Raw genomic sequence first — 23,735 nt, forward strand, 5'->3', positions numbered from 1 at the left:
ACTCACCTCTTTATCTTTATGTAATTATTTTATATATAAATTATATACCTATTGTTTAGCAAAATCAAGCAATTATATAAAATTTTTATATATCATCAAAATTCTTTCCTATATGCTATACTAGTTTCATGAATGAACTTGAATTATTAGCCCGTGCTCTCGGTTTTATCTTTGTTATCGGTTTAGGTTATACATTAAAAGTCAAAGGGATTGTTCGAAGGGAAGATGCAAGAATCTTTTCTAGCTTAGTGATGAATGTTACGCTACCAGCTTCTCTCCTTGTAGCTTCAGCGACAGCCCAAGTATCTATAGATTTATACGTTCCCTTCATATTAGGGATTCTTTGTAATCTTTTTTTGGATATGGTGGGATACTGGGAAGCGAAGAAGTCTGGTCAACAGACTTCCGTCGGTCTTATGCAGTTATCAGGCTATAATATCGGAACCTTTACACTCCCATTTGTGCAAGCTTTTTTTCCGCTATCTAGTCTACTAAGCGTCATCGTATTTGATGCGGGGAATGCAATCATGGTTCTAGGTGGGAATTACAGTATCGCAGCTGGTGTGGATGAAGAGCAGGAAAGAATGACCGTTGCAACTTTTATAAAGAATCTTTCACGCTCAGTTCCACTAGTAGTCTATCTAGTTAGCCTATCGTTAGCAGTCTGCTCTATCAAACTTCCACGCGAACTTATCTCTGCGCTGACGATAGCCAGTAACGCCAATCCTTTTTTAGCCATGCTCATGTTGGGAATCTTGCTTGATTTAAAATTGAATTGGCAAGAAATTAGTCGATTGGTCTATCTTCTCTCTTTGAGGCTGGGTGCGAATATTCTAATAGCAGGAGTCATTTATTTTCTTCTACCTATTGATAAAACGATGAAAATCATGTTGCTGGTCTGTCTAGTCTCTCCGATTTCAGTCATGTCCCCAATTTATGCAATAAAGTTAGGGAGTCGCTCAGCTGAACCTGCCAATATTAACTCCTTATCTATTTTGGTCAGCCTAGTCATGATGGTTCTTCTTATTTTTCTATTCGTTTAAAAAAGCCTCCGCGTGTGCGGGGGCTTGATTGTACATTAATCAATAAAGAATTCTTGTGGACCTTGGTAACGACTTCCATCATTAAAGGCGATGTAGAGGTTAAAGATAGGTGTAAGAAGAACATAGAAGATAGCTTGTACAGCTGATAAACCGAAGCTACGACCAAAATTGTAAACGAGATAGATGCCATATAATGGTCCTGCTAGTGGAATCAGTAAGAATAGAATGAACCATCTTTTTTCATAGCCAAAGGCGATGCATTGTTGGATATAGAGATTGTAGATTGGAATCAATGATTTCCAACCAGCGTAGCCTGCTTTTTTGAAGAGGATGTAGTTGGAAATAGCAACAAGAATATACCAAATAAATGAAAATAGTAGTGTTGTACCCCAAATGCCAATGAGAATTCCCTGTGCTAATGTTTCTTCTGTCATAATAAAACTCCATTTCTTTTTTATAGTTCTATTATATCAGTATTAGTTCAATAACACAACATAAAGTTGCATTTTTTTAAAATTTTTTCAGAAAAAAACGACTTTCTATTGAAAGCCGTTTGAAATTTTATTTGTAAGCGACGATTCCAAGGATGACATCGACGGCTTTTTCCATGGTTTCCAAGCTGACGAACTCGAAGCGACCGTGCATGTTTTCGCCACCTGCGAAGATATTTGGCGTTGGAATGCCCATAAAGGAAATCTTAGAGCCGTCTGTTCCTCCGCGAACAGGCTCAATCAGTGGCTTGATACCTAGATTTTCCATGACCTCCTTAGCAATGTTGATTGGAGTCATATCTTTTTCGATGATTTTTTTCATGTTGTAGTATTGGTCGTGCAGGTTGACAATGACGCGGGGTGTGTCAAATTTTGCATTCATTTTCTCAGCGATGTCCAGCATGAGCTGTTTGCGAGCTTGGAAATCTGCTTCCTCGAAGTCACGGATGATGTAGGTGGTAGAAGCAGTATCAACACTGCCTTCCATGTTCATCAAGTGGAAGAAACCTTCATAACCTTCAGTATTTTCTGGACGGTCTGTTTCTGGAAGGGCATTGTGGAAATCAATAGCCATTTGGAAGGCATTGATCATCTGGTCCTTAGCAGATCCTGGGTGGACATTGCGTCCTAGGAAATCAATCTTGGCACCTGCTGCTGAGAAGGTTTCGTACTGGAGTTCGCCCAGCGGTCCACCGTCCATAGTGTAGGCAAAGTCCACATCGAAGTCTTTCACATCAAACTTGTCTGCTCCGACACCTATTTCTTCGTCAGGACCAAAGCCGACACGGATTTCGCAGTGCTTGATGTCAGGATTTTGGACTAGGAATTCAATAGCTGTCATGATTTCTGCAATTCCTGACTTATCATCAGAGCCTAGCAAGGTAGTACCGTCTGTGGTAATCAGGGTTTGACCGTGGTAGTTGGCAAGTTGTGGGAAGTCTTTTGGATGCAATTCATAGTCAGAAGTTCCCAAGGCAATTGGGTTGCCGTCGTAGTTTTCGATGATTTGCGGATTCACACCTTCTGCGTTGAAATCCGCCGTATCCATGTGGGCGATGAATCCAATCTTACGCGTCAAACTTGGGTCGTTGGCAGGTAGTGTTCCCACAGCAAAACCATTTGGCAGGTAGTGGACATTCTGTAAGCCGATGCGTTCCATTTCAGGCAGAAGGATATTCTGTGCAAATTCGACTTGGTTCTGGGTAGAAGGAGTGGTTGTCGAATTTTCATCTGAGCGAGTATTTTCTTTGACATAGACCAAGAAACGGTCTAAGAGTGTTGGGTATTTCATATTGTCTCCTTATTTGTTCAAAATATGTTTTTCAATGGCTTTGGCAACGCCGTTGTTTTCATTGGTGTCTGTGATGTCCTGGGCGATCGCCTTGACCTGCTCGTTAGCGTTGCCCATGGCAATACCAAGTCCAGCAAATTCAATCATTTCCAGGTCGTTGTTGGCATCTCCCATAGCCATGATTTCTTCTGGAAGGATACCGAGGCGGTCTGCCAGTTTTTTCAAACCAGTGGCCTTGCTTGCACCGTTTGGTAAAATTTCCAAGAGATAGTCCTGTGAACGAACGGTGGAATAGCCTTGGCTGAGTACAGGATTGTGTTGATTTTCAAAGGCATCAATATGCTCTTTTTCACCGACGAACATGGCTTCAAAGAAGCGATGCTGACCTGACTTGGCTTCTTTTAAATCAATTGGTTGAGGAGTCATTCCTACCAAACCTGCGTCTAAATTAACGCGTGCATTGGCTTTTTCTGCAAGAACGAAGTAGTCTTCCTCATCAAAGAGAGAAATTTGCACATCATCATTTTCAATAAAAGTAGAAAGATAATCAATATCAGAGATAGATAGTTCTTCCCAGTCAATCAGGCTCCAATCCTTTGTCGAATGGGTTGAACAGCCGTTATTGACAATGATAAATTCTTCCTCGGTGTCAAAGCCGAGCTGCTCTATGAAAGGCTTCACACCAGCCAAGGGTCGACCAGTACAGAGAACAATCTTGACGCCCGCTTCAACAGCCTGATGAATAGCATCAATCTGTGGCTGCATCAGCTCTTTTTTCTCGTTTAAGAGGGTTCCGTCCATATCAAGAGCGATTAGTTTAATCATATAAACCTCCTTGTTTTCAATACATCTAGTATAGCATAAAATGAGAAAGGAATGATTGAAATACTAAACTCTATTCTATATGATAAAATAAATTAGGTAGCGGATAGTTGAAATGAAAGTATAAAAAATAGAAGTGTTTCAAAAATGACAATGTTCATTATGTGGCAGGAAAGTCTAACATTGCTAAGGGATACAAAACATGGAGTATGAGCCAGATAAACAAAGGTAAGGACTGTCTATGAAAGATGTTATAAAAAATAATTCAGATTTCAAGATACCGTTTTTCGATCCTCTGGAATGAATGGCACTCATGCTTGATTATGATTAAAGAATAGAGACAATGGAAATATCGGTTATGGACCAGTATTTTTTGGTATAATAGGGGAATAGAAGAGGAGTTATGGTATGAAGATTAGTGTTCAGAAAGAGTCCGAGATATACCTGCTAACTATTTCCTATACTGTTCCAACTAGTTTGGCAGAAGCTTGGGACTTGTTGGCGACAGATAGTGGTTTTGCCCGCTGGTTTCCACAGTTAAACATTGTAGGAAATACGCTGGTTTTTGAAATGGAAGGATTCCGTGAAGTTATGGATTTACTGGAATACCGAAAAAATGAGAAAATTGCCTACAGGTGGGATTCAGCAACAGTTTCATTTACACTGTCCCAGTTAGAAAATCAGACCTTGATTACTTTTGAAGAACGAATTCCAGAAGATTTTGGTAATGGATTTGCGAATGCTCAAAAAGACATGACAGGCTGGTTGGTGCAAAATGAATGTATCAAAAAAGTCTTAGAAGGTCAGGAGTCGCCTGTACGTCAACCCTTGCAGGAAAAGTGGAGGACTTTTCTGGAGCTTGAATTAGAAGGTCTGTGATTTGAAAGGAGGCTACTATGAAAAAGTGGTGGGAACAATTGAAAGAAGAATATTATGAAACACGGTTTGATTCTAATGAAGATTGGATGGAATGGTTTATCAAACGGAAGATGACCTGGGGATGGAGATGGCCGACTGCCATAACGATTTTTGTCCTTTGGGCTCTATCACTTCCAGATGCTAGAAATGCGGTTCGTTTCTTTTATTTTTTATTGGCGCTGGGAGTAGCTACGGTTTTACATAAATTAATATCTTATTTGAAAAGAAGAAAGTGAGAGCATATGCATCAAATTACTTGTCCCCATTGTGGGACGGCCTTTCAGGTCAATGAAACAGAATATAGTCAGCTTTTAGCCCAGGTGCGTGGTGCGGAGTTTGACAAGGAAATCCATGAACGATTGGAGCGGGAACGAGAATTATTAAGCCAGAAGGCTGAAAATGATTTGCAGGCTAGATTGAGTGATAAGGATAAGGAGATTCTGGAACTGACCGCAAAACTTGATAAATTTGCTAGTCAGACGGAACTGGAAATCAGCTCTGCTATTTCCCAAAAAGACCAAGAAATCCAAGAGCTTAAGGCTCAGTTGGGGCAAATCGGTCTTGCCAAGGACTTGGAGTTGCAGCAGGCGGTAGCTCAGGTGGAAAAAGAGCGGGATGCGGCACAAAATGCTTTGGTTTTGCAGGAACAAAAGCAAGAGTTAGCCCTGGCGACCACTCGTCAGGAGTACGAAGTACGGCTCAAGGCGGCGGATGAGCAGGTGGAATTTTACAAAAATTTCAAGGCCCAGCAGTCTACTAAGGCAATTGGTGAGAGCTTGGAGCAGTTTGCTGAGGCGGAGTTTAACAAGGTTCGCTCCTATGCTTTTCCACGTGCCAAATTTGCGAAGGACAACGAAGTATCAGCGTCCGGTTCAAAAGGAGATTTCATCTTCCGTGATTTTGACGAGTCGGGCTTGGAATTTATTTCCATCATGTTCGAAATGAAAAACGAGGCAGATACGACCAAGACCAAGCATAAAAACGCTGATTTCTTTAAGGAGTTGGATAAGGACCGTCGGGAGAAAAAATGCGAATATGCTGTATTAGTCAGCATGCTAGAGGCGGACAATGACTATTACAATACAGGGATTGTGGATGTTAGTCATGAATATGAGAAGATGTATGTTATCCGACCACAGTTCTTTATCCAATTAATCGGAATTTTACGAAATGCTGCGCTTAATAGTCTGCAATACAAGCAGGAGTTAGCCTTGGTTAAGGAGCAGAATATCGATATTACTCATTTTGAAGAAGATTTGGAAATTTTCAAGAATGCTTTTGCAAAAAACTATCAATCGGCCAGCAACAATTTCCAAAAGGCTATTGATGAAATCGACAAGGCAATCAAGCGGATGGAAGCTGTCAAGGCAGCCCTGACCACCAGCGAAAACCAGCTTCGCCTAGCCAATAATAAATTAGACGATGTCTCCGTCAAAAAACTAACCCGCAATAACCCAACCATGAAAGCCAAGTTTGAGGCGTTGAGGGAGGATTGAGATGATTGTTCCGCTACAATTTGAGCATATACTTCAACTTGATGAGGCCTTCCAGAAGCAAGGTTGGCCCTCCCGCAAAGAGATTTTAACCAACTATCTAAGGGAACAAGAAAAGGGAGAACGTATCGTCCTAGTTGCCGAAGAAGCAGGAGTTTGCAAGGGCTACATTACCTTGATTAAGCAAGTGAAGGAGGGGCCGTTTTACCAATCTGGAATACCTGAAATTGCTGATTTCAATGTTTTTGAAGACTTTCAAAAACAGGGGATAGGTTGGCAACTATTAGATGCTATCTGTCAGCTTGCCTCAGAATTCACGGATATAGTAGGTATTGGAGTTGGTTTGAATGCAAATTATGGAAAGGCTCAACGGCTCTATGTAAAACATGGTTTTATACCAGACGGAAGCGGTGTCTGGTACCGAGGGCGCTCTTTGCCGGTAGGTGCTAAAGCCTATAACGATGATGAATTGGCCTTGTATTTTACAAAAAAGTTATAGAGGAAAAGTAAAATGAACACCATCGACCTAAATCTGCCTGTTGCAGAGATTATCAACCAGCACCCAGAAGTCAAGGAGATTCTGGTGGAGCTTGATTTCAAACCTTTGGCAAATCCAGCCATGCTGAACACAGTTGGCAAGGTGACCAGTCTGAAGACAGGCTCCAAGATGACCAAGATTCCATTAGACCGTATTCAACAGGTCTTGGAATGCAACGGCTACGAGGTAATAGGAGGAGAAGCATGACAGACCAACGGATTGACATTTTGAAGAATATTCTCTTGGACTTGCACAATGGTGCCAGTCCAGAGTCTGTTCAGGACCAGTTTAATCAGCATTTCACAGGAGTTTCTGCCCTCGAAATCTCCTTAATGGAGCATGAGCTCATGTCCAGCGACACGGGCATCACTTTTGAAGACGTCATGAGCCTTTGCAATATCCACGCTAACCTTTTTAAAGGAGCCATTGCAGATGTGGAAGTGGCGGATATGGACCAGGAAGGACACCCTGTCTATGTCTTTAAGCAGGAAAACCTAGCACTGCGAGCGGCTCTTTTACGCATCCGCCGTATTCTTGACCAGTATGAGCAGACAGAAGATGCGGAACTGCAAGACCAGCTCCAACAAGGCTTGACACGCCAGTTTGGCCTCCTCGGTCAGTTTGAGAACCACTACACGCGCAAGGAAAAGGTCTTCTTTCCCATTATGGAACGCTACGGTCACGATGCACCGCCCAAGGTCATGTGGGGCGTGGACGACGAGATTCGAGACCTCTTCAAGACGGCTCGCAAGGCACTTGAAGGAGGTGACCTAGTTGCGACACGTGCTTACTTTGAAAACTTCGCCAAGGAGTTCGAGGAGATGATTTTCAAGGAGGAAGCCATACTTCTCATGATTTTGCTGGAGACATTCACTCAGGATGATTGGCTTCAAGTGGCAGAGGACAGCGACGCCTACGGTTACGCCATTGTCAAGCCGACAGCCAAGTGGGTGCCTCATCGGGAGGCTTTTGGGGAAATAGCAGAGCAGACAGCCGGTAGTCTTGCTCCGCAGCCAGCTGGATCAAACCAGCAGATTATCGATACGCCAGAAGGCCAGTTCACCATTACCTTCACGCCCAAGGAAAAATCGGAATCTGTTCAGGACAGGACCAGTCCGCAGACCTTTGGCAATGGGTACTTGTCTGTTGAACAGGCCAATCTTATTCTCAACCATTTACCGTTGGAACTCACCTTTGTCAACAAGGACGACATTTTCCAATATTATAATGACAGCCACCCTGTTGAAGACATGATTTTCAAACGGACGCCAAGCCAGATTGGACGTCATGTGGAGCTCTGCCATCCACCCAAAATCTTAGACAAGGTCAAGAAGATTTTTGAATTGCTCCGCACTGGGCAAAAAGACCAGGTGACCATGTGGTTCAAGTCCGAGAGTATGGGCAAGTTTGTCTATGTGGTCTATAAGGCCGTGCGTGATGACCAGGGAGAGTTTCAGGGCGTCTTGGAATACGTCCAAAATATCCAACCATTTTTTGAGATTGACAGCGATTTTCATCGGGAAATTTAAAGGTCCCCAGTGGATGATAGAGGAAAATAGAGGATTTTTTATGAAAAATTTGAAAGAAAAAAAGAATCAAGGAACAGTTATTCCGCTTGGAATAGCCAGTTTTAGTTTGTTAATGGGAGTGTCGTTATTACTGTTTGCAGGAACAGCAGGTGGACTGAATATTATTTTATCTGTACCGCCTTTAATCGTAGCTGGTCTTGGATTTTTCTATATCAAGTATCGTAGGGAAACAACAATTAAGATGTACAATAAAATGTATGACAGGTACCCAGAATTACAGAATAATTTGCAATTATTAGTTGACAAGGCAGATTATTATGATTCTGCAATAGGGATAGTCGTTTATAAGCATCTCATTGTTAGCCTCAAAGATGGTATTAAGGTTTTCCATCTCGATGAAGTTGTATGGCTTTACCTCCATATATTAAGGGGCGGCTTTGCCTCAATTTATTCTCAGACTTTAATGGTCGGTACAGTTTTGAATGATCGCCATACCTTGTTGAGCTTACCAATTTTAGGTACTTCCAGAGTTGCAGATCCTAATATAGAAAAGTTATTTGAATTTATCGGTGCCAGGCATCCTAAAATTATGTTAGGGTATACCAATGAAAATAACCAATTTTGGGGTGTTCTTAGGAGCGAGGATAAGAACCAAAAAACAGACTATTTTGATTTTTTACGATGAGTGATTGTTACCGGACCGCCCACAAGAGCGGTCCTTTGTGTTATAATGAAAACATGATTTCAGGAATTATTAATTTAAAAAAAGAGGCGGGGATGACCTCGCATGATGCAGTTTTTAAACTCCGAAAGATTCTGCAGGAGAAGAAGATTGGGCACGGTGGGACGCTAGATCCAGATGTGACTGGGGTTCTGCCAATTGCAGTCGGCAAGGCTACTCGTATGATTGAGTACATGCAGGATGAGGGGAAAATCTACGAGGGGGAGATTACTCTGGGCTACTCGACCACGACCGAAGATGCGTCGGGCGACCTTGTTGAGCGGACACCGGTTTTGGACATAGCAGAGCAGGTAGTTGATGAGGCTATGGCTAGTTTTGTCGGTACTATTACCCAGATTCCGCCTATGTATTCCGCCGTCAAAGTAAATGGCCGCAAGCTATACGAATACGCACGGGCGGGTGAAGAAGTCGAACGTCCCCAACGCCAAATTGACATATATGGTTTTGAACGTACCAGTCCTATTGAATTGGCAGATGACTGTGCACGATTTACCTTCCGAGTTCGTTGTGGAAAGGGCACCTACGTCCGTACTCTTTCTGTTGACTTAGGGGCTAAGTTAGGCTACGCCAGCCACATGTCTAAGTTGGAACGAACTGGGTCAGCAGGAATGGACCTAGCGGACGCCTTAACTTTGGAAGAAATTTCTTTACTGGTAGCAGAAAATGATTTTTCATTTCTCCAACCTATTGAACGTGGTATCGGGGATTTACCTGTTGTAGAATTGAAAGAAGAGCAGGTGCAAGATGCTACATTTGGTCGATTTGTAGAATTGGATGCAGAAGCAGAGCGCTTAGCAGGCTTTCATGATGGTCAGTTGATTGCTATTTTTGAAAAACGCGACCAGCTGTATAAACCGAGCAAGGTTTTGGTCTAAGAAATTTCTCAATAACTGTGATAAAATAGAAAACATGAACATTAGAACAATTAAAGATTATAGTGAATTGAATCAAGAGGAGCCGACGGTTTTAGTACTAGGCTACTTTGATGGGATTCATCTTGGGCACAAGGCTTTACTTGATCGAGCAAGAAAAGTAGCAGATGAGCAAGGTTTGATAGTAACTGTTCTGACCTTTCCAGAGTCACCTCGGTTGGCTTTTTCTCGCTTTAGCCCAGAACTTTTACTGCATTTGACTAGTCAAGAGCAACGCTACCTCTTATTGAAAAAATATGGTGTTGATAATCTTATTTTGACTGATTTTACTAGTGAATTTGCTAACAATACTCCTCAGCAGTTTTTGGAGCGCTATATCAAAGGTCTCAATGCCCAGATTTTGGTCGCAGGTTTCGACTATCATTTTGGAAATTGCAGAGCAGATGTCAAAGATTTGGCAGAGCTATTTGATGGCCAGGTAGAAATTGTAAGTGAAGTGAGCCTGGACGGAGAAAAAGTTTCTTCAACTCGCATTCGTCAGGCTATCCAGTCAGGGGATGTCTCTCTAGCAAATCAACTTTTAGGTTATCCATTTATGACGGAGGGAATTGTTGTTCATGGAGATGCCAGAGGGCGCACTATTGGTTATCCGACTGCAAATCTGGCTCCTTTTGACCGTGTCCATTTACCATCTGAGGGAGTCTACGTCGCTGATGTCGAAGTAGATGGAAAACGCTATCGAGCTATGACAAGCGTTGGAAAAAATGTGACCTTTGATGGAACGGAGATGCGGATAGAAGCCCATATTTTTGGGTTTGACCGCTTTATCTACGGAGAAAAAATAACTATTTTTTGGCTTGAAAAAATTCGAGATATGGTCAAATTTGATGGGATTGAAGGTTTGATGGAGCAGATGAAATCTGATGAGGAATTTGCCTTGCAATGGGGGAAATATGCTTAAACGATTGATTCGTCATCCTTTTTACGAGAAGGCTATGACCTACATAGCTGTAGTCTATGTATTTCTTATCGTACTTGAATTAATGGATGCTAGTATTGCCAATTCTAGTGGCTATCGGGTACTGGATTGGCTCCTGTGGTTTATCTTTGTCTGCGATTATTTTGCTCAGCTTTATTATGCGGATGACATACTTGAATATGTACAGGGGCATATCTTGGAATTAATTGCCATTATTCCATTTGATTCATTCTTCAGTTTTCTTCGTTTGGGAAGACTTGCACGACTCTTTAGATTGGTCAAAGTAACGAGAATATTTGCCCTGTCTAATCGATTCTGGGATACAATCAACAAGCTTTTGCATACCAACAGTTTATCCAAAGTGTTGATGTTAAATATCTCAGCGGTGCTAGTTGCAAGTGTCTTATTATCAGTGATTGAAGGGAAATCATTCTTCGATGCACTTTGGTGGTCCATTGTAACGATGACAACTGTAGGGTATGGAGATATTGTCCCCCAAGATACGATTTCTAAAATTATAGCCATCCTCCTGATGTTGGTTGGTATTTGTACTTTTGGTATGGTTACCTCCACGATAACTCGTTTTTTCTCTGAAACAGAGCGAGAAACGAAGTTGGATATCTTGATGGCGAAAATTGATGAACAAAACGAAACATTATTACGCTTAGAGAAAAAAATAGAATCTTTGGAAAAATTACAGGGAAGAGATTAGATTTACTATTGAAAACTCTTTTAAGTTAGAGTATAATATAAGAAGAAAAATGTTTTTAGAGGGGATGGAAGACATGATTACTTTATTTTTGTCACCGAGTTGTACCAGTTGTCGTAAAGCTCGTGCTTGGCTGACAAGTCACGAAGTCCCTTTTATTGAGCACAATATTATGACTAGCCCTCTAACTGCTGAGGAATTGAAGAACATTTTAGCATTGACAGAAAATGGGACAGATGATTTGATTTCTACCCGTTCAAAAGTTTTTCAGAAGCTAGATATTGATGTTGATGAGCTTTCTGTGAAGCAACTTATTGGGTTAATTGAAACCTATCCAAGTCTCTTACGACGTCCGATTATTTTGGACGAGAAGCGGATGCAGATTGGTTTTAACGAAGATGAAATTCGTGCATTTCTTCCGCGCAAGTACCGTAAACAAGAATTGAGAAATGCCACATTACGAGCAGAAATAGGATAAAAGATATGAACAAAAATTATTCATATCCACTTGATTTTTCGTGGAGCACAGAGGAGATTTCCTCCGTGCTTTCTTTTTTGAATCAGGTGGAGGCAGCTTATGAAAAAGGAGCAGATGCGGTAGCTATATTAGCTAGTTATAAAAGCTTCAAAGATGTTGTTAAAAGTAAGGGACAGGAACGTCAAATTGATCGTGACTTTGAAGCAGTTTCTGGTTATTCAACCTATCGAGTTGTTAAGGCTGCTCGAGATAAGGGGAAAGGAGTTATTCGTTTTGGAAACTAAGTATCACTTTGCCCAAACGATTGTTCTGGAGGCTGGAAATTTTCTCCGACAGCATCTACATGATGATCTTCAGATTGAAGAAAAGGGTGACTTTACAGACTTGGTAACGCACCTTGATAAACAAGTGCAAGAAATGCTGACTCAACAGATTCAATCTCGCTATCAAGGTGATGGGATTTTAGGTGAGGAAGGTGGAGACGTTTCTTCTATTCATGAGGGAAATGTTTGGGTTATTGATCCAATTGATGGCACCACAAATTTTATTGCTCAGAAAACTGATTTTGCCATTATGATTGCCTATTTTGAAAATGGAGTAGGAAAGTTTGGTATCATTTATGATGTCATGCGAGACAAACTTTTCCATGGAGGAGATTCGTTCCCTGTTTATTGCAATCAAGAACGCTTAAAGAAACCAGAGCTGCGCCCTCTTCGCCAGAGTTTGATAGGAATCAATGCACAGTTGTATGCAGCCAATGCACATGGAGTGGCAGAATTAGCAAATCAAAGTTTAGGTACAAGATCTGTAGGAAGTGCTGGAATTGGTTTCGCCCACGTTCTGGAAGGAAGATTATTTGCCTATGCTTCTTATCTGTGTCCATGGGACTACGCAGCAGCCAGTATTATTGGTTCCTCTTTAGGCTTAGTCATGTTAAGTTTTGATGGTCCGAGTCTGGCCTATGATAAGCGAGAGTTTGTCATGCTAGTATCAGAATCCCATCTTGAGGAAGTGAGGGGGTATATATTCTAATGCAATTACCACAGGATTTTATAGATAAATATAATCATTTGCTTGGTAGTGAAGCCCAAGCATTTTTTGAGAGTTTTGAACAAGACCCAATCTCAGGCTTTCGCACAAATCCTCTTAAAGAAAGCCAATTGGACTTTGAGCAACCAATCCCTAATATGACTTGGTCATACTATGGTAAGGTCTCAGGAAAGTCTCCAGAACATGTAACTGGCTTAGTCTACTCACAAGAGCCAGCTGCACAGGTTGTCGGTCAGATTGCAGCTCCGGAAAAAGGGATGAAAGTGCTGGACTTGGCAGCAGCGCCAGGAGGAAAGTCTACTCACTTGCTTTCATACTTAGAAAATACGGGGCTCTTGGTTAGTAATGAAATTTCCAACAAACGAGCAAAAATCTTGGCTGAAAATATTGAGCGTTTCGGAGCGAGGAATGTTGTTGTAACAAATGAATCAGCAGACCGCTTGGAAAAGGTCTTTCCAGGATATTTCGATATGATTGTCCTAGATGCTCCCTGTTCAGGTGAAGGGATGTTTCGAAAAGACCCCGATGCGATTCAATATTGGTCCAAACATTATCCAGCACAATGTGCAAGCTTACAAAGAGAGATTTTAGAATCGGCCTTGAATATGTTGGCTCCAGATGGTCAATTGATTTATTCTACTTGCACTTGGTCACCAGAGGAAAATGAAGAAGTAGTGACTTGGCTCTTAGAACAATATGATTTGGAACTGATAGACATTCCTAAAATCAATGGAATGGTAGAAGGAATCGGCTATACAGAAGTTGCTCGTATGTATCCGCACCATTTTGCAGGAGAAGGTCAGTTCGTTGCCAAATTTAGATTTCTAGGTGAAGCCAGTCAGAAAAAATTAAAACCAGGAAAATCCAATTTGAATAGAGAACAGCAAGCTCTCTGGAAAGAATTTGAACAGAAGCATTTAAAGGTTCAATTGGATGGTTTACTGCAGGTTTTTGGCGACAATCTCTATCTACTGCCACATGGCCTTCCTGATTTATCAAAAGTAAAGATTGCTCGAAATGGCCTTCACTTGGGGACGTTTAAGAAAAAAAGATTTGAACCAAGTTTTGCTTTAGGTCTAGCACTCCATAGTTCGGAGGTTAAAAATCGAGTGGAAATCAGCTTAGAAGAATTCTCGTCCTATACTGCTGGACATACAATAGCTGTGTCCAAGGATTTAGCTAATGGCTGGTATCAGGTAGCAGTTCAGGGGAACGGTCTTGGTTTCGCAAAAATTGTATCTGGAATGCTTAAAAATGGCTTTCCAAAAGGGCTGAGATTTTAAAATAAATCAGCAGATTTTTTTTGCAACTTGTCTTTTTATATGATATAGTGGATGAGTGGAAATATCTTGTAAATTCTATGTAAAATACAGAGTTAATTTTAGGAGATTCCACTGAAAAATGTAAAGGAAAAAACGAAATGAAAAAAAAGCAGAAGCTTGGAATTGCAGCTTTGTTTCTTTTGAGTAGTATGGCTCTTTCTGGTTGTTCTTCTTGGATCGATCGAGGAGAGTCTATTACAGCCGTAGGTTCGACAGCGCTTCAACCACTTGTTGAGGCAGCAGCAGATGAATTTGGTAGTGTCAATATCGGTAAATCCATCAACGTTCAGGGTGGAGGATCAGGTACTGGCTTGTCACAAGTTCAGTCTGGAGCTGTTCAGATTGGTAACTCTGACGTATTTGCTGAGGAAAAAGATGGTATTGATGCAAGTAAACTTGTTGACCATCAAGTAGCAGTAGCTGGTTTGGCCGTTATTGTAAATGAGCAAGTATCGGTTAAAGATATTACTACAGAAGATCTGCGTAAAATTTTTACTGGTGAGGTTACCAACTGGAAAGAACTGGGTGGTAAGGATTTGGAAATTTCAATCATTAACCGTGCAGCTAGTTCAGGTTCACGTGCGACCTTTGATAGTGTTATCATGGATGGACAAACCGCAGCTCAGAGTCAAGAACAAGATTCTAACGGTATGGTAAAATCTATTGTTGCTCAGACACCAGGTGCAATTTCCTACCTATCATTTGCTTATATAGATGATTCCGTTAAAACAATTAAGCTAAACGGTTTTGAACCAACTGCTGAAAATGTAGCAACAAATGATTGGCCAATTTGGTCCTATGAGCATATGTATACGATGGGAAAAGCGACTGATTTGACAGAAGAATTTTTAGATTACATGATGTCAGATGAAGTTCAAAATGGTATCGTTGAAAGTATGGGATACATTTCTATCAACGATATGAAAGTTGTGAAAAGTGCTGATGGCACGGTGACTGAGAAGGAGTAAGCATGAAAAACGAACAACTAGCAAAAGAGTTATCGTCTCCATCTAAAAATTCTCGATTAGAGAAGTTTGGTAAGGTAATTACATTCCTTTGTCTATCATTGATTGTCTTTATTGTTGCAATGATTTTGATTTTCGTTGCGCAGCGTGGATTATCGACTTTCTTTGTTGACGGTGTGAGCATCACTGATTTCTTATTTGGAAGCAAGTGGGAACCAAGCTCGAAAATATTTGGTGCCCTGCCAATGATTTCAGGTTCTTTCATTGTTACGATTCTGTCAGCTGTTGTTGCGACCCCTATCGCAATCGGTGCAGCGGTCTTCATGACAGAAATATCACCAAAACGTGGTGCAAAAATCTTACAACCTGTTATCGAACTTTTGGTTGGTATTCCATCGGTTGTATATGGTTTCATTGGTTTGCAAGTAGTTGTGCCATTTGTACGTTCAATCTTCGGTGGAACAGGTTTCGGTATCTTGTCGGGTGTATTTGTACTTTTCGTTATGATTTTGCCAACAGTAACCTTTATGACGGTTGACAGTTTGCGTGCAGTACCTCGTCACTACCGCGAAGCAAGTTTGGCTATGGGAGCTACCCGCTGGCAGACGATTTGGCGTGTTATTTTGAACGCGGCTAAGCCAGGTATTTTTACGGCTGTTATCTTTGGTATGGCGCGTGCCTTTGGTGAAGCCTTGGCGATTCAGATGGTAGTTGGTAACTCAGCGGTTATCCCGACTTCCTTGACAACGCCAGCAGCGACTTTGACTTCTGTTTTGACAATGGGTATCGGTAATACGGTTATGGGAACTGTTCAGAACAACGTCCTATGGTCCTTGGCCCTAGTCTTGCTCTTGATGAGCCTTATCTTTAACATGATTATGAAATTTATTACGAGAGAGGGTAAGAAAAACTATGCACGCTAAAAAATTTGATAAATTGGCGACTGGTATTCTTTACTCAATCGCTGGTGTGATTGTCGTTATCTTGACGTCACTGATTCTTTACATCTTGCTACGTGGTCTGCCACATGTAAGCTGGGATTTTTTGACAAGTAAATCTTCATCTTACAAAGCTGGCGGTGGTATTGGAATTCAGCTCTACAACTCATTCTTCCTATTGGTTGTAACGCTCTTAATTTCTGTTCCCTTGTCAACCGGTGCAGGTATTTATTTGGCTGAATATGCTAAAAAAGGTCCATTGACTAACTTTATCCGTACCTGTATTGAGATTTTGTCATCCCTACCGTCCGTTGTCGTTGGTTTGTTTGGTTACTTGATTTTCGTTGTTCAGTTTGAGTACGGTTTTTCTATCTTATCAGGTGCCTTGGCTCTTACAGTCTTCAACTTACCACAGATGACACGTAACGTAGAGGACAGCCTTCGTCACGTTCACCACACACAACGTGAAGCCGGTTTGGCCCTTGGATTATCACGTTGGGAAACAGTTCTTCATGTGGTTATTCCTGAAGCTCTTCCAGGTATTGTAACAGGTATCGTCTTGGCATCTGGTCGTATCTTCGGTGAGGCAGCAGCTCTTATCTACACGGCTGGTCAGTCAGCTCCAGCTCTTGACTGGTCAAACTGGAATCCATTGAGTGTTACTAGTCCGATTTCTATCTTCCGTCAATCAGAAACCCTTGCGGTTCATATCTGGAAGGTAAACAGCGAAGGTACAATTCCAGATGCAACCCAAGTTTCTGCTGGTTCAGCAGCAATCCTCTTGGTATTTATCTTGATTTTCAACCTTTCTGCACGATATATCGGTAAGAAACTTCATGCGAAAATGACTTCAGCAGCCTAGAAGTCTGACTTATAAGGAGAAAAAATGGCAGATTACAACTGGAATGAACGCCATATCATTACTTTTCCAGAGGAGAATATCGCCCTTTCGACAAAAGATGTTCATGTTTACTATGGTAAAAATGAAGCGATCAAGGGCATTGATATGCAGTTCGAAAAAAATAAAATTACAGCCTTGATTGGACCATCAGGGTGTGGGAAATCAACCTATCTTCGCAGTCTTAATCGTATGAATGATACTATTGATATTGCTAAGGTAACCGGTCAAATTCTTTATGAAGGAATCGACATCAATAGACCAGATATGAACGTTTACGAAATTCGTAAGCATATCGGAATGGTATTCCAACGTCCCAACCCATTTGCAAAATCTATTTACCGTAACATCACATTCGCACATGAACGTGCAGGTGTGAAAGATAAGAAAGTTTTGGATGAGATCGTTGAAACTTCTCTGAAACAAGCAGCCCTTTGGGATCAGGTAAAAGATGACTTGCACAAGTCAGCCTTTACCTTATCAGGTGGACAGCAACAGCGTTTGTGTATTGCACGAGCTATCTCTGTAAAACCACAAATCTTGCTTATGGATGAGCCTGCATCAGCCTTGGACCCGATTGCGACTATGCAGTTAGAAGAAACTATGTTTAAATTGAAGAAGGACTACACCATTATCATTGTTACGCACAATATGCAACAAGCAGCTCGTGCAAGTGATTACACAGCTTTCTTCTATCTGGGTGACTTGATTGAATATGATAAGACAGCAAACGTCTTCCAGAATGCAAAACTCAAGTCAACTAGTGACTACGTTTCAGGACATTTTGGATAGAAAGGGAACAAATGACATCACCTATTTTACAAGTAAAAGATTTATCTGTTTACTATAACAAGAAAAAAGCCTTGAATAATGTGTCAATCGATTTCTATCCAAATGAAATTACTGCTTTGATTGGACCATCTGGTTCTGGTAAGTCAACCCTCTTGCGTTCTATTAACCGTATGGGAGATTTAAACCCAGAGGTAACATTGACAGGTGCGATTGATTACAACGGAAAGAACATATACAGTCCTCGTACGGATACTGTTGATCTTCGTAAGGAAATCGGTATGGTATTCCAACAACCAAACCCATTCCCGATGTCTATCTACGAGAACGTCGTTTATGGTTTACGTATTAACGGTATCAAGGACAAGCAGGTCTTGGACGAAGCAGTTGAGCGTTCCTTGATTGGTGCTTCTATTTGGAATGAAGTGAAAGATCGCTTGCATGACTCAGCAGTTGGACTTTCAGGTGGTCAGCAGCAACGTGTATGTGTGGCCCGTGTATTGGCAACAAGCCCAAAAATTATTTTGTTGGATGAGCCAACTTCAGCCCTTGACCCAATCTCAGCTGGTAAAATTGAGGACACACTTTATGGTCTGAAAGATAAGTATACAATGGTGCTAGTAACACGTTCTATGCAACAGGCATCACGTATTTCAGATCGAACAGGTTTCTTCCTTGATGGCGATTTGATAGAATACAATTTGACAAAAGAAATGTTCTTGAATCCTGCCAATAAAGAAACAGAAGACTACATTACAGGTAAGTTCGGCTAAGGCCTATAAGAAAAAGAAAGAGGTTCACATGTTAAGAGCTCAATTTGAAGAGGAATTAGGAAAACTTCATAACCAATTTTACGCCATGGGAAATGAAGTATTGGCTCAGATTAATAATGCTGTTCGTGCCTTTACAACTCATGATCGTGAATTAGCAAAAGAAGTCATTGAAGCAGATAAGAAAATCAATGCTTTCGAAGTGAAATTAGAGAAAAAATCACTTGAAATCATTGCTCTCCAACAACCTGTCTCAACAGATCTTCGTCGCGTTATCACAGTCTTGAAAGCAACTAGTGATTTGGAGCGTATGGGAGACCATGCAGTTTCGATCGCAAAAGCTGCTATTCGTATGAAAGGCGAAGTCCGTATTCCAGTAGTTGAAGATGAAGTGAAGAAGATGGGGCGCGAAGTTCGAAAACTTGTTGAAGAAACTTTGGAGCTTTATCTTGGTGATGCGGATATGGAAGTCGCATATGAAGTAGCAGCACGTGATGAGGTTGTCAATGAATTCTATTCAACTATTCAAGAATTGACAACGGAAGAAATCAAGAAGAATCCAGAATCCTTGGTTGCTGGTCGCGACTATTACCAAGTTTTAACCTACTTGGAACGTGTCGGTGATTATGCTAAAAATATTTGTGAGTGGGTTGTTTATCTACGCACAGGTGATATTACAGAGTTGTAATTCAGAAGTCCGAGAGGGCTTCTTTTTTATGCAATAAACTTTTATAAAAATGCTGGACTTCTTTAGCTTAGTTTAAGTTTTTAATACTATACTATTATCATCAGGTAAAGAGGAGTTATTTAGTGGGCCTCATTCTGATAATATTCTATTGAAAAGAGGAATTTTATGTCATTTATTAATCAATTTAAGTCACAGTCAAAAACAGTACTAGCTGCTGTTGCTATTTCGGCTGCTACCTTGGGCTTTGCAGGGGGAATGAGTATTTCTAAAAGCTCAGCAGGAGTTTCAACACAAAGTCAGGCAAGTTTGGCGCAAAATAATTCTGCAGCAACGAATGGACAGGTAGCCGCATCTGCGAATACCCAAGGTATGCCACCAGGTCAAGGAGGAGCACCTCAAGGCATGTCGCCAGGTCAAGGTGGAGCTCCCCAAGACATGCCACCAGGACAGGGTGGAGTACCCCAAGGCATGCCACCAGGTCAGGGTGGAGCTAGCCAAGGCATGCTACCAGGTCAAGGAGGTCCTAGCCAAGGGACAACCCCTCCTGATGCAACAAGTGGAGCAACACAGTCAAACTCGAGTACTTCTTCTGATGAAGTGAATGCTTTAAAAGAGAAGAATCAAGAAATTAAAGCTCAAATTTCAGGGGATAGTAGTTCTTCTAATCAATAAACATTGAGATTTTGGTTTTTACTTGTTCCATGATATAATGAACACGTATCAATAAATAGTTAGATAAAGCCTACCCGATCATTCATTTTTCAGATGGTCACGGTAGGACTTTATTTAACCATTTCTATTAAGGACCATGCCCTGTGTCCAGGTCTTTGGTTTGTTTATTAAACCGAAACGTAAGGAGTATATGATGATTAAAATATTGTTAGTGGAAGATGATTTAAGCCTATCAAATTCTGTTTTCGATTTCTTACATGATTTTGCGGATGTTATGCAGGTTTTTGATGGTGAAGAGGGCGTTTATGAGGCGGAAACAGGCGTTTATGATTTGATTCTTTTGGATTTGATGTTGCCTGAAAAAGATGGCTTCCAAGTTTTGAAAGAGTTACGTGAAAAAGGTGTTACGACCCCTGTTCTGATTACAACAGCCAAGGAAAGTCTAGAGGATAAAGGCCATGGTTTTGAATTGGGAGCTGATGACTACTTGACAAAACCGTTTTATTTAGAAGAATTGAAGATGCGAATTCAAGCTCTATTGAAACGAGCGGGTAAGTTTAATGAAAACACACTAACTTATGGGGACGTGACCGTTGACTTATCGACAAACTCTACAACTGTAAATGGCGAAGAAGTTGAATTGCTAGGAAAAGAATTCGATCTACTCGTCTACTTCTTGCAAAATCAAAATGTTATCTTACCAAAAACTCAAATTTTTGACCGTATTTGGGGATTTGACAGTGACACTACTATTTCAGTAGTAGAAGTATATGTTTCTAAAATTAGGAAAAAGTTGAAAGGAACGACCTTTGGGGAAAATCTTCAAACCCTGCGTAGTGTCGGGTACATTCTAAAAAATGCCTAAGCGAATCGGAAAATTAGTGTATACGGATAAATTTTCCTTCTTTATCCGTTATTTTGCAGTATTTACCCTGATTTTTGGCTTGATGACAGCTATCATTTTTCAATTAATGCGTTCAACTATGTATCAAAATTCAGATAATACCTTGAAACGGATTAAGGAAGAACCAGCGATGGCTGTTGGTTTTGCGATCGCAAGAACCTATGAGCCCAACTCTGTCTTTATACTTCAAGATAGCCCAACTAGTGAAGAAACGACGAGCTCTAGCTCAGATAGCATGCCTGTTCCTAAAGAACAAAAAAATACTAGAGATGGAGATCAGCTGAGATTAGGTGTCAATACTCATGTCTTACTCTATAGTAAAAGTGGAGAAATGGTCAATCCGGATACTTTTACTGGTTTGGCCGATCTACCGTTAGATAAGGAAAAATTGGGCGAAATTAAGGAAGCAACGGTTGAATCAAGTTTTGGTATGTCTGAAGATTATCGCTATATAACGATTGGGCTGGCTACAGATGAACTAGGTTATTATTCGTCCTATGATATAAAATATGCGACAATTTTGGTGAATGTCAGCCAAATTAAATCTTCCATTGAGAGCTACGAATCGACAGTTGCTATTGTTATGGTATCAGCTTGGTTGATTTCTATACTAGCAAGTATTTACCTATCGAATCTTAGCATGCGTCCAATTCTAATCAGCTATCAAAAACAAAAGGACTTTGTCGAAAATGCTAGTCATGAGTTGCGTACGCCGTTGGCTGTTCTCCAAAATCGTTTGGAGAGCCTGTTTCGCCATCCCGAAGCGACGATTTTAGAGAGTAGTGAAAGCATCGGGTCTAGTTTGGAAGAAGTCCGAAATATGCGATTATTGACAACGAACTTGCTCAATTTGGCTCGTCGTGATGATGGCTTAAAAGTCGATATAATCGATGTCCAACCCAACTATTTTGATGAAATATTTGCTAATTACCTTATGATTGCCGAAGAAAATGGAAAAACACTAACAGTTAATAATTTGATTCATCAGCCGATTCGAACAGATAAGGTCTTGATTAAACAGTTGCTCACCATTTTATTTGACAATGCCATGAAGTATACCGACGATGATGGCAGAATTCAAATTACAGCTAATATCAAGGATAAATCTGTCTACTTCACAGTTGCCGACAATGGTTTGGGAATCAGCGATGCCGATAAGAAGAAAATCTTTGATCGCTTTTATCGAGTTGATAAGGCCAGAACACGTCAAAAAGGTGGTTTCGGTCTAGGATTATCGCTGGCTCAGCAAATTATTAAGACACTAGGTGGGAAAATCTTTGTTAGAGATAACCAACCGAAAGGAACTATTTTTGAGGTAGGATTACCTAAATAAAACAATATTATTAGGCTAGGAAAATTCTAGTCTAATTTTTTTGTGTAGTTCGTCAGAAACCTCCTAATTATGTTATACTTAAACAAGAATGGAGGTAAATATGAGGAAAGTTTCTCGTGGCGTTTTAACCATATTATTGTCGGCGACAGTCCTTTCTGCTTGTTCAGGAGGAGGACAAGAGCTGAGTGAACGTTTGGAAGCAGCTAAAATTGAATTTTCTAAAGAAAAAAAGCAACTAGAAGCAGAATTAACAGCATTAAAAGAAGAGGTTCAAGGAAATTTCTACTACCAACAATTGGATACTGATAAGGAACGTCGTGTCTATCTCCAATTTGTTAATGGACTCAGCAAGCGGATGCAAGTGATTGATATTGATTCTGTTAACGATGAAATATATTCGCGCGTCTATTTTTCTGTCGCTCATGATTATCCAGAATTTTACTGGCTAACAGATGAAGCGGCAATGACTGGCGGAGTTGATATATTGGATTTAGAAGAGCCAGCGTATCCGACTGATTTATCTCCGACACGAAATAAAATAGAAGAGGAAGTGAATAAGATACTTGCTCAGGCACCAACAGGGTCGGACTATGAGAAGGTTAAATATTTTTACGAGGTGATTATAAAGCAAACGGATTACGACATTGAAGCCCTACAGACCAACTCTGTCACGTGGAGAAGCCAAGGAATTACCAGTGTACTATTAGATAAGAAATCAGTTTGTGCTGGCTATAGTCGCACCTTCCAATATTTATGTAAAAAAGCAGGCATTGATTGTATCTATGTCACAGGGATTGCAAAAAATGGGCAAAACGGTGAGTTTGGGCATGCTTGGAATCTAGTCAAGATAAATGGACAATACTATGGTGTTGATACGACTTGGGGAGACCCAGTTTTTGATCAAGCTATAAGTGGAGAAGCGCATACAGATATTTCATACGATTATCTATGTGTCCCTGATGAAATCTTAGAGAGAAGTAGAATTGCTGATACCGACCTCCTTGACTACTGGGGAGAAGAGCAATATTACGAACCTAGAGCATTGACCTATCCAAAGTGCATAGATAATTCATTGAATTACTATGTTCAAAAGGGAGTCTATTTCACAAGCTTTGATGAAGCTGCAGTTTTACAGTCCATCACTGATCAGCGACTACAAGGTACGGATAAAGTAGTCTTGCAATTTGGAACAGCAGAAGCAATGCAACAAATGATTACATTGGCCTCTACTGAAAATAATGCTATTTTTCAGGCTTTGGGAGATGCAGGAGAGTATCAGTACTATTATAATGATCAAACCTATACATTTGAACTGGCAGATTGGTTCTAACGAATTAGTTTGAATCTCAAGGAGCGTATTCTTCCTAATAATAAAAAATAGGGAGCGAGGAAGACATCCATGATGACTCCGCCTCACCCACAGAATAATGAAAACGAACATAAAGCCCTCACTAGGTGTATAATCTTAGTGAGGGCTTTGTGGTTGACGAGTTAATGATGT

Annotated in this window: 28 protein-coding genes; 25 read left to right on the forward strand and 3 right to left on the reverse strand. The window is 40.8% G+C overall.

What is annotated here, in order from left to right; genetic code table 11:
- Positions 1–128: 128 nt before the first annotated feature.
- Positions 129–1,043: an AEC family transporter gene (locus ODU41_RS04115; RefSeq protein ID WP_398578687.1), complete on the forward strand. Its 915-nt coding sequence runs from the start codon at positions 129–131 to the stop codon at positions 1,041–1,043.
- A 35-nt stretch (positions 1,044–1,078) separates the two neighbouring features.
- Here the strand turns inward: ODU41_RS04115 and ODU41_RS04120 are convergent, their stop codons facing one another.
- From ODU41_RS04120 to ODU41_RS04130, 3 genes are all read right to left on the reverse strand, one after another.
- A complete protein-coding gene (locus ODU41_RS04120) occupies positions 1,079–1,477 on the reverse strand; it encodes a DUF5684 domain-containing protein (protein WP_002940890.1) in 399 nt (132 codons plus the stop codon).
- A 127-nt stretch (positions 1,478–1,604) separates the two neighbouring features.
- A complete protein-coding gene (pepT, locus tag ODU41_RS04125) occupies positions 1,605–2,825 on the reverse strand; it encodes a peptidase T (protein ID WP_398578688.1) in 1,221 nt (406 codons plus the stop codon).
- Between the two features lie 9 nt (positions 2,826–2,834).
- A complete protein-coding gene (locus ODU41_RS04130) occupies positions 2,835–3,650 on the reverse strand; it encodes a Cof-type HAD-IIB family hydrolase (protein WP_014637839.1) in 816 nt (271 codons plus the stop codon).
- A gap of 405 nt (positions 3,651–4,055) precedes the next feature.
- Here ODU41_RS04130 and ODU41_RS04135 point away from each other — a divergent pair, with 405 nt between their 5' ends.
- The 24 genes from ODU41_RS04135 (at position 4,056) to ODU41_RS04250 (ending at position 23,564) form a co-directional block, all read left to right on the forward strand.
- Positions 4,056–4,526 carry an ATPase gene (locus tag ODU41_RS04135; protein WP_014637840.1) on the forward strand — a complete coding sequence of 157 codons (471 nt, stop codon included), beginning with the start codon at positions 4,056–4,058 and terminating at the stop codon, positions 4,524–4,526.
- Between the two features lie 17 nt (positions 4,527–4,543).
- Entirely contained in the window at positions 4,544–4,801 is a 258-nt protein-coding gene (locus tag ODU41_RS04140; protein WP_002940881.1) for a hypothetical protein, read from the forward strand.
- A 6-nt stretch (positions 4,802–4,807) separates the two neighbouring features.
- Positions 4,808–6,061: a DUF2130 domain-containing protein gene (locus ODU41_RS04145; RefSeq protein WP_074391094.1), complete on the forward strand. Its 1,254-nt coding sequence runs from the start codon at positions 4,808–4,810 to the stop codon at positions 6,059–6,061.
- Between the two features lies 1 nt (position 6,062).
- Positions 6,063–6,557: an N-acetyltransferase gene (locus ODU41_RS04150; protein ID WP_074391093.1), complete on the forward strand. Its 495-nt coding sequence runs from the start codon at positions 6,063–6,065 to the stop codon at positions 6,555–6,557.
- A gap of 12 nt (positions 6,558–6,569) precedes the next feature.
- A complete protein-coding gene (locus tag ODU41_RS04155) occupies positions 6,570–6,803 on the forward strand; it encodes a DUF1858 domain-containing protein (protein WP_024401469.1) in 234 nt (77 codons plus the stop codon).
- A complete protein-coding gene (locus ODU41_RS04160) occupies positions 6,800–8,125 on the forward strand; it encodes a DUF438 domain-containing protein (protein ID WP_074391092.1) in 1,326 nt (441 codons plus the stop codon). The genes ODU41_RS04155 and ODU41_RS04160 overlap by 4 nt, the downstream gene beginning before the upstream one ends.
- A 40-nt stretch (positions 8,126–8,165) precedes the next feature.
- Positions 8,166–8,810, forward strand: a complete 645-nt coding sequence (locus ODU41_RS04165; RefSeq protein ID WP_074391091.1) for a hypothetical protein — start codon at positions 8,166–8,168, stop codon at positions 8,808–8,810.
- A gap of 56 nt (positions 8,811–8,866) precedes the next feature.
- The gene (truB, locus tag ODU41_RS04170; protein WP_171841450.1) at positions 8,867–9,742 is read left to right on the forward strand and encodes a tRNA pseudouridine(55) synthase TruB; all 876 of its coding nucleotides are present in this window, start codon (positions 8,867–8,869) and stop codon (positions 9,740–9,742) included.
- A gap of 34 nt (positions 9,743–9,776) precedes the next feature.
- Positions 9,777–10,700, forward strand: a complete 924-nt coding sequence (locus ODU41_RS04175; protein WP_074391089.1) for a bifunctional riboflavin kinase/FAD synthetase — start codon at positions 9,777–9,779, stop codon at positions 10,698–10,700.
- Positions 10,693–11,430, forward strand: coding sequence for a potassium channel family protein (locus ODU41_RS04180; protein WP_141587788.1), 738 nt, complete (start codon positions 10,693–10,695; stop codon positions 11,428–11,430). The genes ODU41_RS04175 and ODU41_RS04180 overlap by 8 nt, the downstream gene beginning before the upstream one ends.
- Positions 11,431–11,503: 73 nt before the next feature.
- Entirely contained in the window at positions 11,504–11,905 is a 402-nt protein-coding gene (locus ODU41_RS04185; protein WP_024381367.1) for a Spx/MgsR family RNA polymerase-binding regulatory protein, read from the forward strand.
- Positions 11,906–11,910: 5 nt separating this feature from the next.
- Positions 11,911–12,189, forward strand: a complete 279-nt coding sequence (locus ODU41_RS04190; RefSeq protein WP_024379624.1) for a UPF0223 family protein — start codon at positions 11,911–11,913, stop codon at positions 12,187–12,189.
- A complete protein-coding gene (locus ODU41_RS04195; RefSeq protein ID WP_398578689.1) occupies positions 12,179–12,937 on the forward strand; it encodes an inositol monophosphatase family protein in 759 nt (252 codons plus the stop codon). Before ODU41_RS04190 ends, ODU41_RS04195 begins: the two co-directional genes overlap by 11 nt.
- Positions 12,937–14,238, forward strand: a complete 1,302-nt coding sequence (locus ODU41_RS04200) for an RsmF rRNA methyltransferase first C-terminal domain-containing protein (protein ID WP_074391087.1) — start codon at positions 12,937–12,939, stop codon at positions 14,236–14,238. Before ODU41_RS04195 ends, ODU41_RS04200 begins: the two co-directional genes overlap by 1 nt.
- 137 nt (positions 14,239–14,375) lie before the next feature.
- A complete protein-coding gene (locus ODU41_RS04205) occupies positions 14,376–15,245 on the forward strand; it encodes a phosphate ABC transporter substrate-binding protein PstS family protein (RefSeq protein WP_074391086.1) in 870 nt (289 codons plus the stop codon).
- A gap of 2 nt (positions 15,246–15,247) precedes the next feature.
- Positions 15,248–16,165 (forward strand): phosphate ABC transporter permease subunit PstC, encoded by a 918-nt coding sequence (gene pstC / locus ODU41_RS04210; RefSeq protein ID WP_002937619.1) that lies wholly within the window; start codon positions 15,248–15,250, stop codon positions 16,163–16,165.
- A complete protein-coding gene (pstA, locus tag ODU41_RS04215; protein ID WP_014635996.1) occupies positions 16,155–17,042 on the forward strand; it encodes a phosphate ABC transporter permease PstA in 888 nt (295 codons plus the stop codon). The genes pstC and pstA overlap by 11 nt, the downstream gene beginning before the upstream one ends.
- 24 nt (positions 17,043–17,066) lie before the next feature.
- Positions 17,067–17,870 (forward strand): phosphate ABC transporter ATP-binding protein PstB, encoded by an 804-nt coding sequence (pstB, locus tag ODU41_RS04220; RefSeq protein WP_112477648.1) that lies wholly within the window; start codon positions 17,067–17,069, stop codon positions 17,868–17,870.
- An 11-nt stretch (positions 17,871–17,881) separates the two neighbouring features.
- On the forward strand, positions 17,882–18,640 hold the full coding sequence (gene pstB, locus ODU41_RS04225; protein WP_002937614.1) for a phosphate ABC transporter ATP-binding protein PstB: 759 nt from the start codon (positions 17,882–17,884) through the stop codon (positions 18,638–18,640).
- 28 nt (positions 18,641–18,668) lie between these two features.
- The gene (gene phoU / locus ODU41_RS04230; protein ID WP_112477649.1) at positions 18,669–19,325 is read left to right on the forward strand and encodes a phosphate signaling complex protein PhoU; all 657 of its coding nucleotides are present in this window, start codon (positions 18,669–18,671) and stop codon (positions 19,323–19,325) included.
- A 165-nt stretch (positions 19,326–19,490) separates the two neighbouring features.
- The gene (locus ODU41_RS04235) at positions 19,491–19,997 is read left to right on the forward strand and encodes a hypothetical protein (RefSeq protein WP_024385292.1); all 507 of its coding nucleotides are present in this window, start codon (positions 19,491–19,493) and stop codon (positions 19,995–19,997) included.
- Between the two features lie 193 nt (positions 19,998–20,190).
- Positions 20,191–20,862 (forward strand): response regulator transcription factor, encoded by a 672-nt coding sequence (locus ODU41_RS04240; RefSeq protein ID WP_112477650.1) that lies wholly within the window; start codon positions 20,191–20,193, stop codon positions 20,860–20,862.
- Positions 20,855–22,234, forward strand: coding sequence for a cell wall metabolism sensor histidine kinase WalK (locus ODU41_RS04245; RefSeq protein ID WP_112477651.1), 1,380 nt, complete (start codon positions 20,855–20,857; stop codon positions 22,232–22,234). Before ODU41_RS04240 ends, ODU41_RS04245 begins: the two co-directional genes overlap by 8 nt.
- A gap of 100 nt (positions 22,235–22,334) precedes the next feature.
- Entirely contained in the window at positions 22,335–23,564 is a 1,230-nt protein-coding gene (locus tag ODU41_RS04250; RefSeq protein ID WP_044679497.1) for a transglutaminase domain-containing protein, read from the forward strand.
- Positions 23,565–23,735: the final 171 nt, after the last annotated feature.

This window comes from Streptococcus sp. 2022WUSS083 (assembly GCF_044427155.1).
In the GTDB taxonomy this organism is placed as follows: Bacteria; Bacillota; Bacilli; order Lactobacillales; family Streptococcaceae; genus Streptococcus; species Streptococcus hashimotonensis.

Bases quoted from the DNA above. Each gene is read 5' to 3' on its own strand.
- ODU41_RS04115 (WP_398578687.1), top strand. From the start codon at position 129: ATGAATGAACTTGAATTATTAGCCCGTGCTCTCGGTTTTATCTTTGTT.
- ODU41_RS04120 (WP_002940890.1), bottom strand. From the start codon at position 1,477: ATGACAGAAGAAACATTAGCACAGGGAATTCTCATTGGCATTTGGGGT.
- pepT (WP_398578688.1), bottom strand. From the start codon at position 2,825: ATGAAATACCCAACACTCTTAGACCGTTTCTTGGTCTATGTCAAAGAA.
- ODU41_RS04130 (WP_014637839.1), bottom strand. From the start codon at position 3,650: ATGATTAAACTAATCGCTCTTGATATGGACGGAACCCTCTTAAACGAG.
- ODU41_RS04135 (WP_014637840.1), top strand. From the start codon at position 4,056: ATGAAGATTAGTGTTCAGAAAGAGTCCGAGATATACCTGCTAACTATT.
- ODU41_RS04140 (WP_002940881.1), top strand. From the start codon at position 4,544: ATGAAAAAGTGGTGGGAACAATTGAAAGAAGAATATTATGAAACACGG.
- ODU41_RS04145 (WP_074391094.1), top strand. From the start codon at position 4,808: ATGCATCAAATTACTTGTCCCCATTGTGGGACGGCCTTTCAGGTCAAT.
- ODU41_RS04150 (WP_074391093.1), top strand. From the start codon at position 6,063: ATGATTGTTCCGCTACAATTTGAGCATATACTTCAACTTGATGAGGCC.
- ODU41_RS04155 (WP_024401469.1), top strand. From the start codon at position 6,570: ATGAACACCATCGACCTAAATCTGCCTGTTGCAGAGATTATCAACCAG.
- ODU41_RS04160 (WP_074391092.1), top strand. From the start codon at position 6,800: ATGACAGACCAACGGATTGACATTTTGAAGAATATTCTCTTGGACTTG.
- ODU41_RS04165 (WP_074391091.1), top strand. From the start codon at position 8,166: ATGAAAAATTTGAAAGAAAAAAAGAATCAAGGAACAGTTATTCCGCTT.
- ODU41_RS04175 (WP_074391089.1), top strand. From the start codon at position 9,777: ATGAACATTAGAACAATTAAAGATTATAGTGAATTGAATCAAGAGGAG.
- ODU41_RS04180 (WP_141587788.1), top strand. From the start codon at position 10,693: ATGCTTAAACGATTGATTCGTCATCCTTTTTACGAGAAGGCTATGACC.
- ODU41_RS04185 (WP_024381367.1), top strand. From the start codon at position 11,504: ATGATTACTTTATTTTTGTCACCGAGTTGTACCAGTTGTCGTAAAGCT.
- ODU41_RS04190 (WP_024379624.1), top strand. From the start codon at position 11,911: ATGAACAAAAATTATTCATATCCACTTGATTTTTCGTGGAGCACAGAG.
- ODU41_RS04200 (WP_074391087.1), top strand. From the start codon at position 12,937: ATGCAATTACCACAGGATTTTATAGATAAATATAATCATTTGCTTGGT.
- ODU41_RS04205 (WP_074391086.1), top strand. From the start codon at position 14,376: ATGAAAAAAAAGCAGAAGCTTGGAATTGCAGCTTTGTTTCTTTTGAGT.
- pstC (WP_002937619.1), top strand. From the start codon at position 15,248: ATGAAAAACGAACAACTAGCAAAAGAGTTATCGTCTCCATCTAAAAAT.
- pstA (WP_014635996.1), top strand. From the start codon at position 16,155: ATGCACGCTAAAAAATTTGATAAATTGGCGACTGGTATTCTTTACTCA.
- pstB (WP_112477648.1), top strand. From the start codon at position 17,067: ATGGCAGATTACAACTGGAATGAACGCCATATCATTACTTTTCCAGAG.
- pstB (WP_002937614.1), top strand. From the start codon at position 17,882: ATGACATCACCTATTTTACAAGTAAAAGATTTATCTGTTTACTATAAC.
- phoU (WP_112477649.1), top strand. From the start codon at position 18,669: ATGTTAAGAGCTCAATTTGAAGAGGAATTAGGAAAACTTCATAACCAA.
- ODU41_RS04235 (WP_024385292.1), top strand. From the start codon at position 19,491: ATGTCATTTATTAATCAATTTAAGTCACAGTCAAAAACAGTACTAGCT.
- ODU41_RS04240 (WP_112477650.1), top strand. From the start codon at position 20,191: ATGATTAAAATATTGTTAGTGGAAGATGATTTAAGCCTATCAAATTCT.
- ODU41_RS04245 (WP_112477651.1), top strand. From the start codon at position 20,855: ATGCCTAAGCGAATCGGAAAATTAGTGTATACGGATAAATTTTCCTTC.
- ODU41_RS04250 (WP_044679497.1), top strand. From the start codon at position 22,335: ATGAGGAAAGTTTCTCGTGGCGTTTTAACCATATTATTGTCGGCGACA.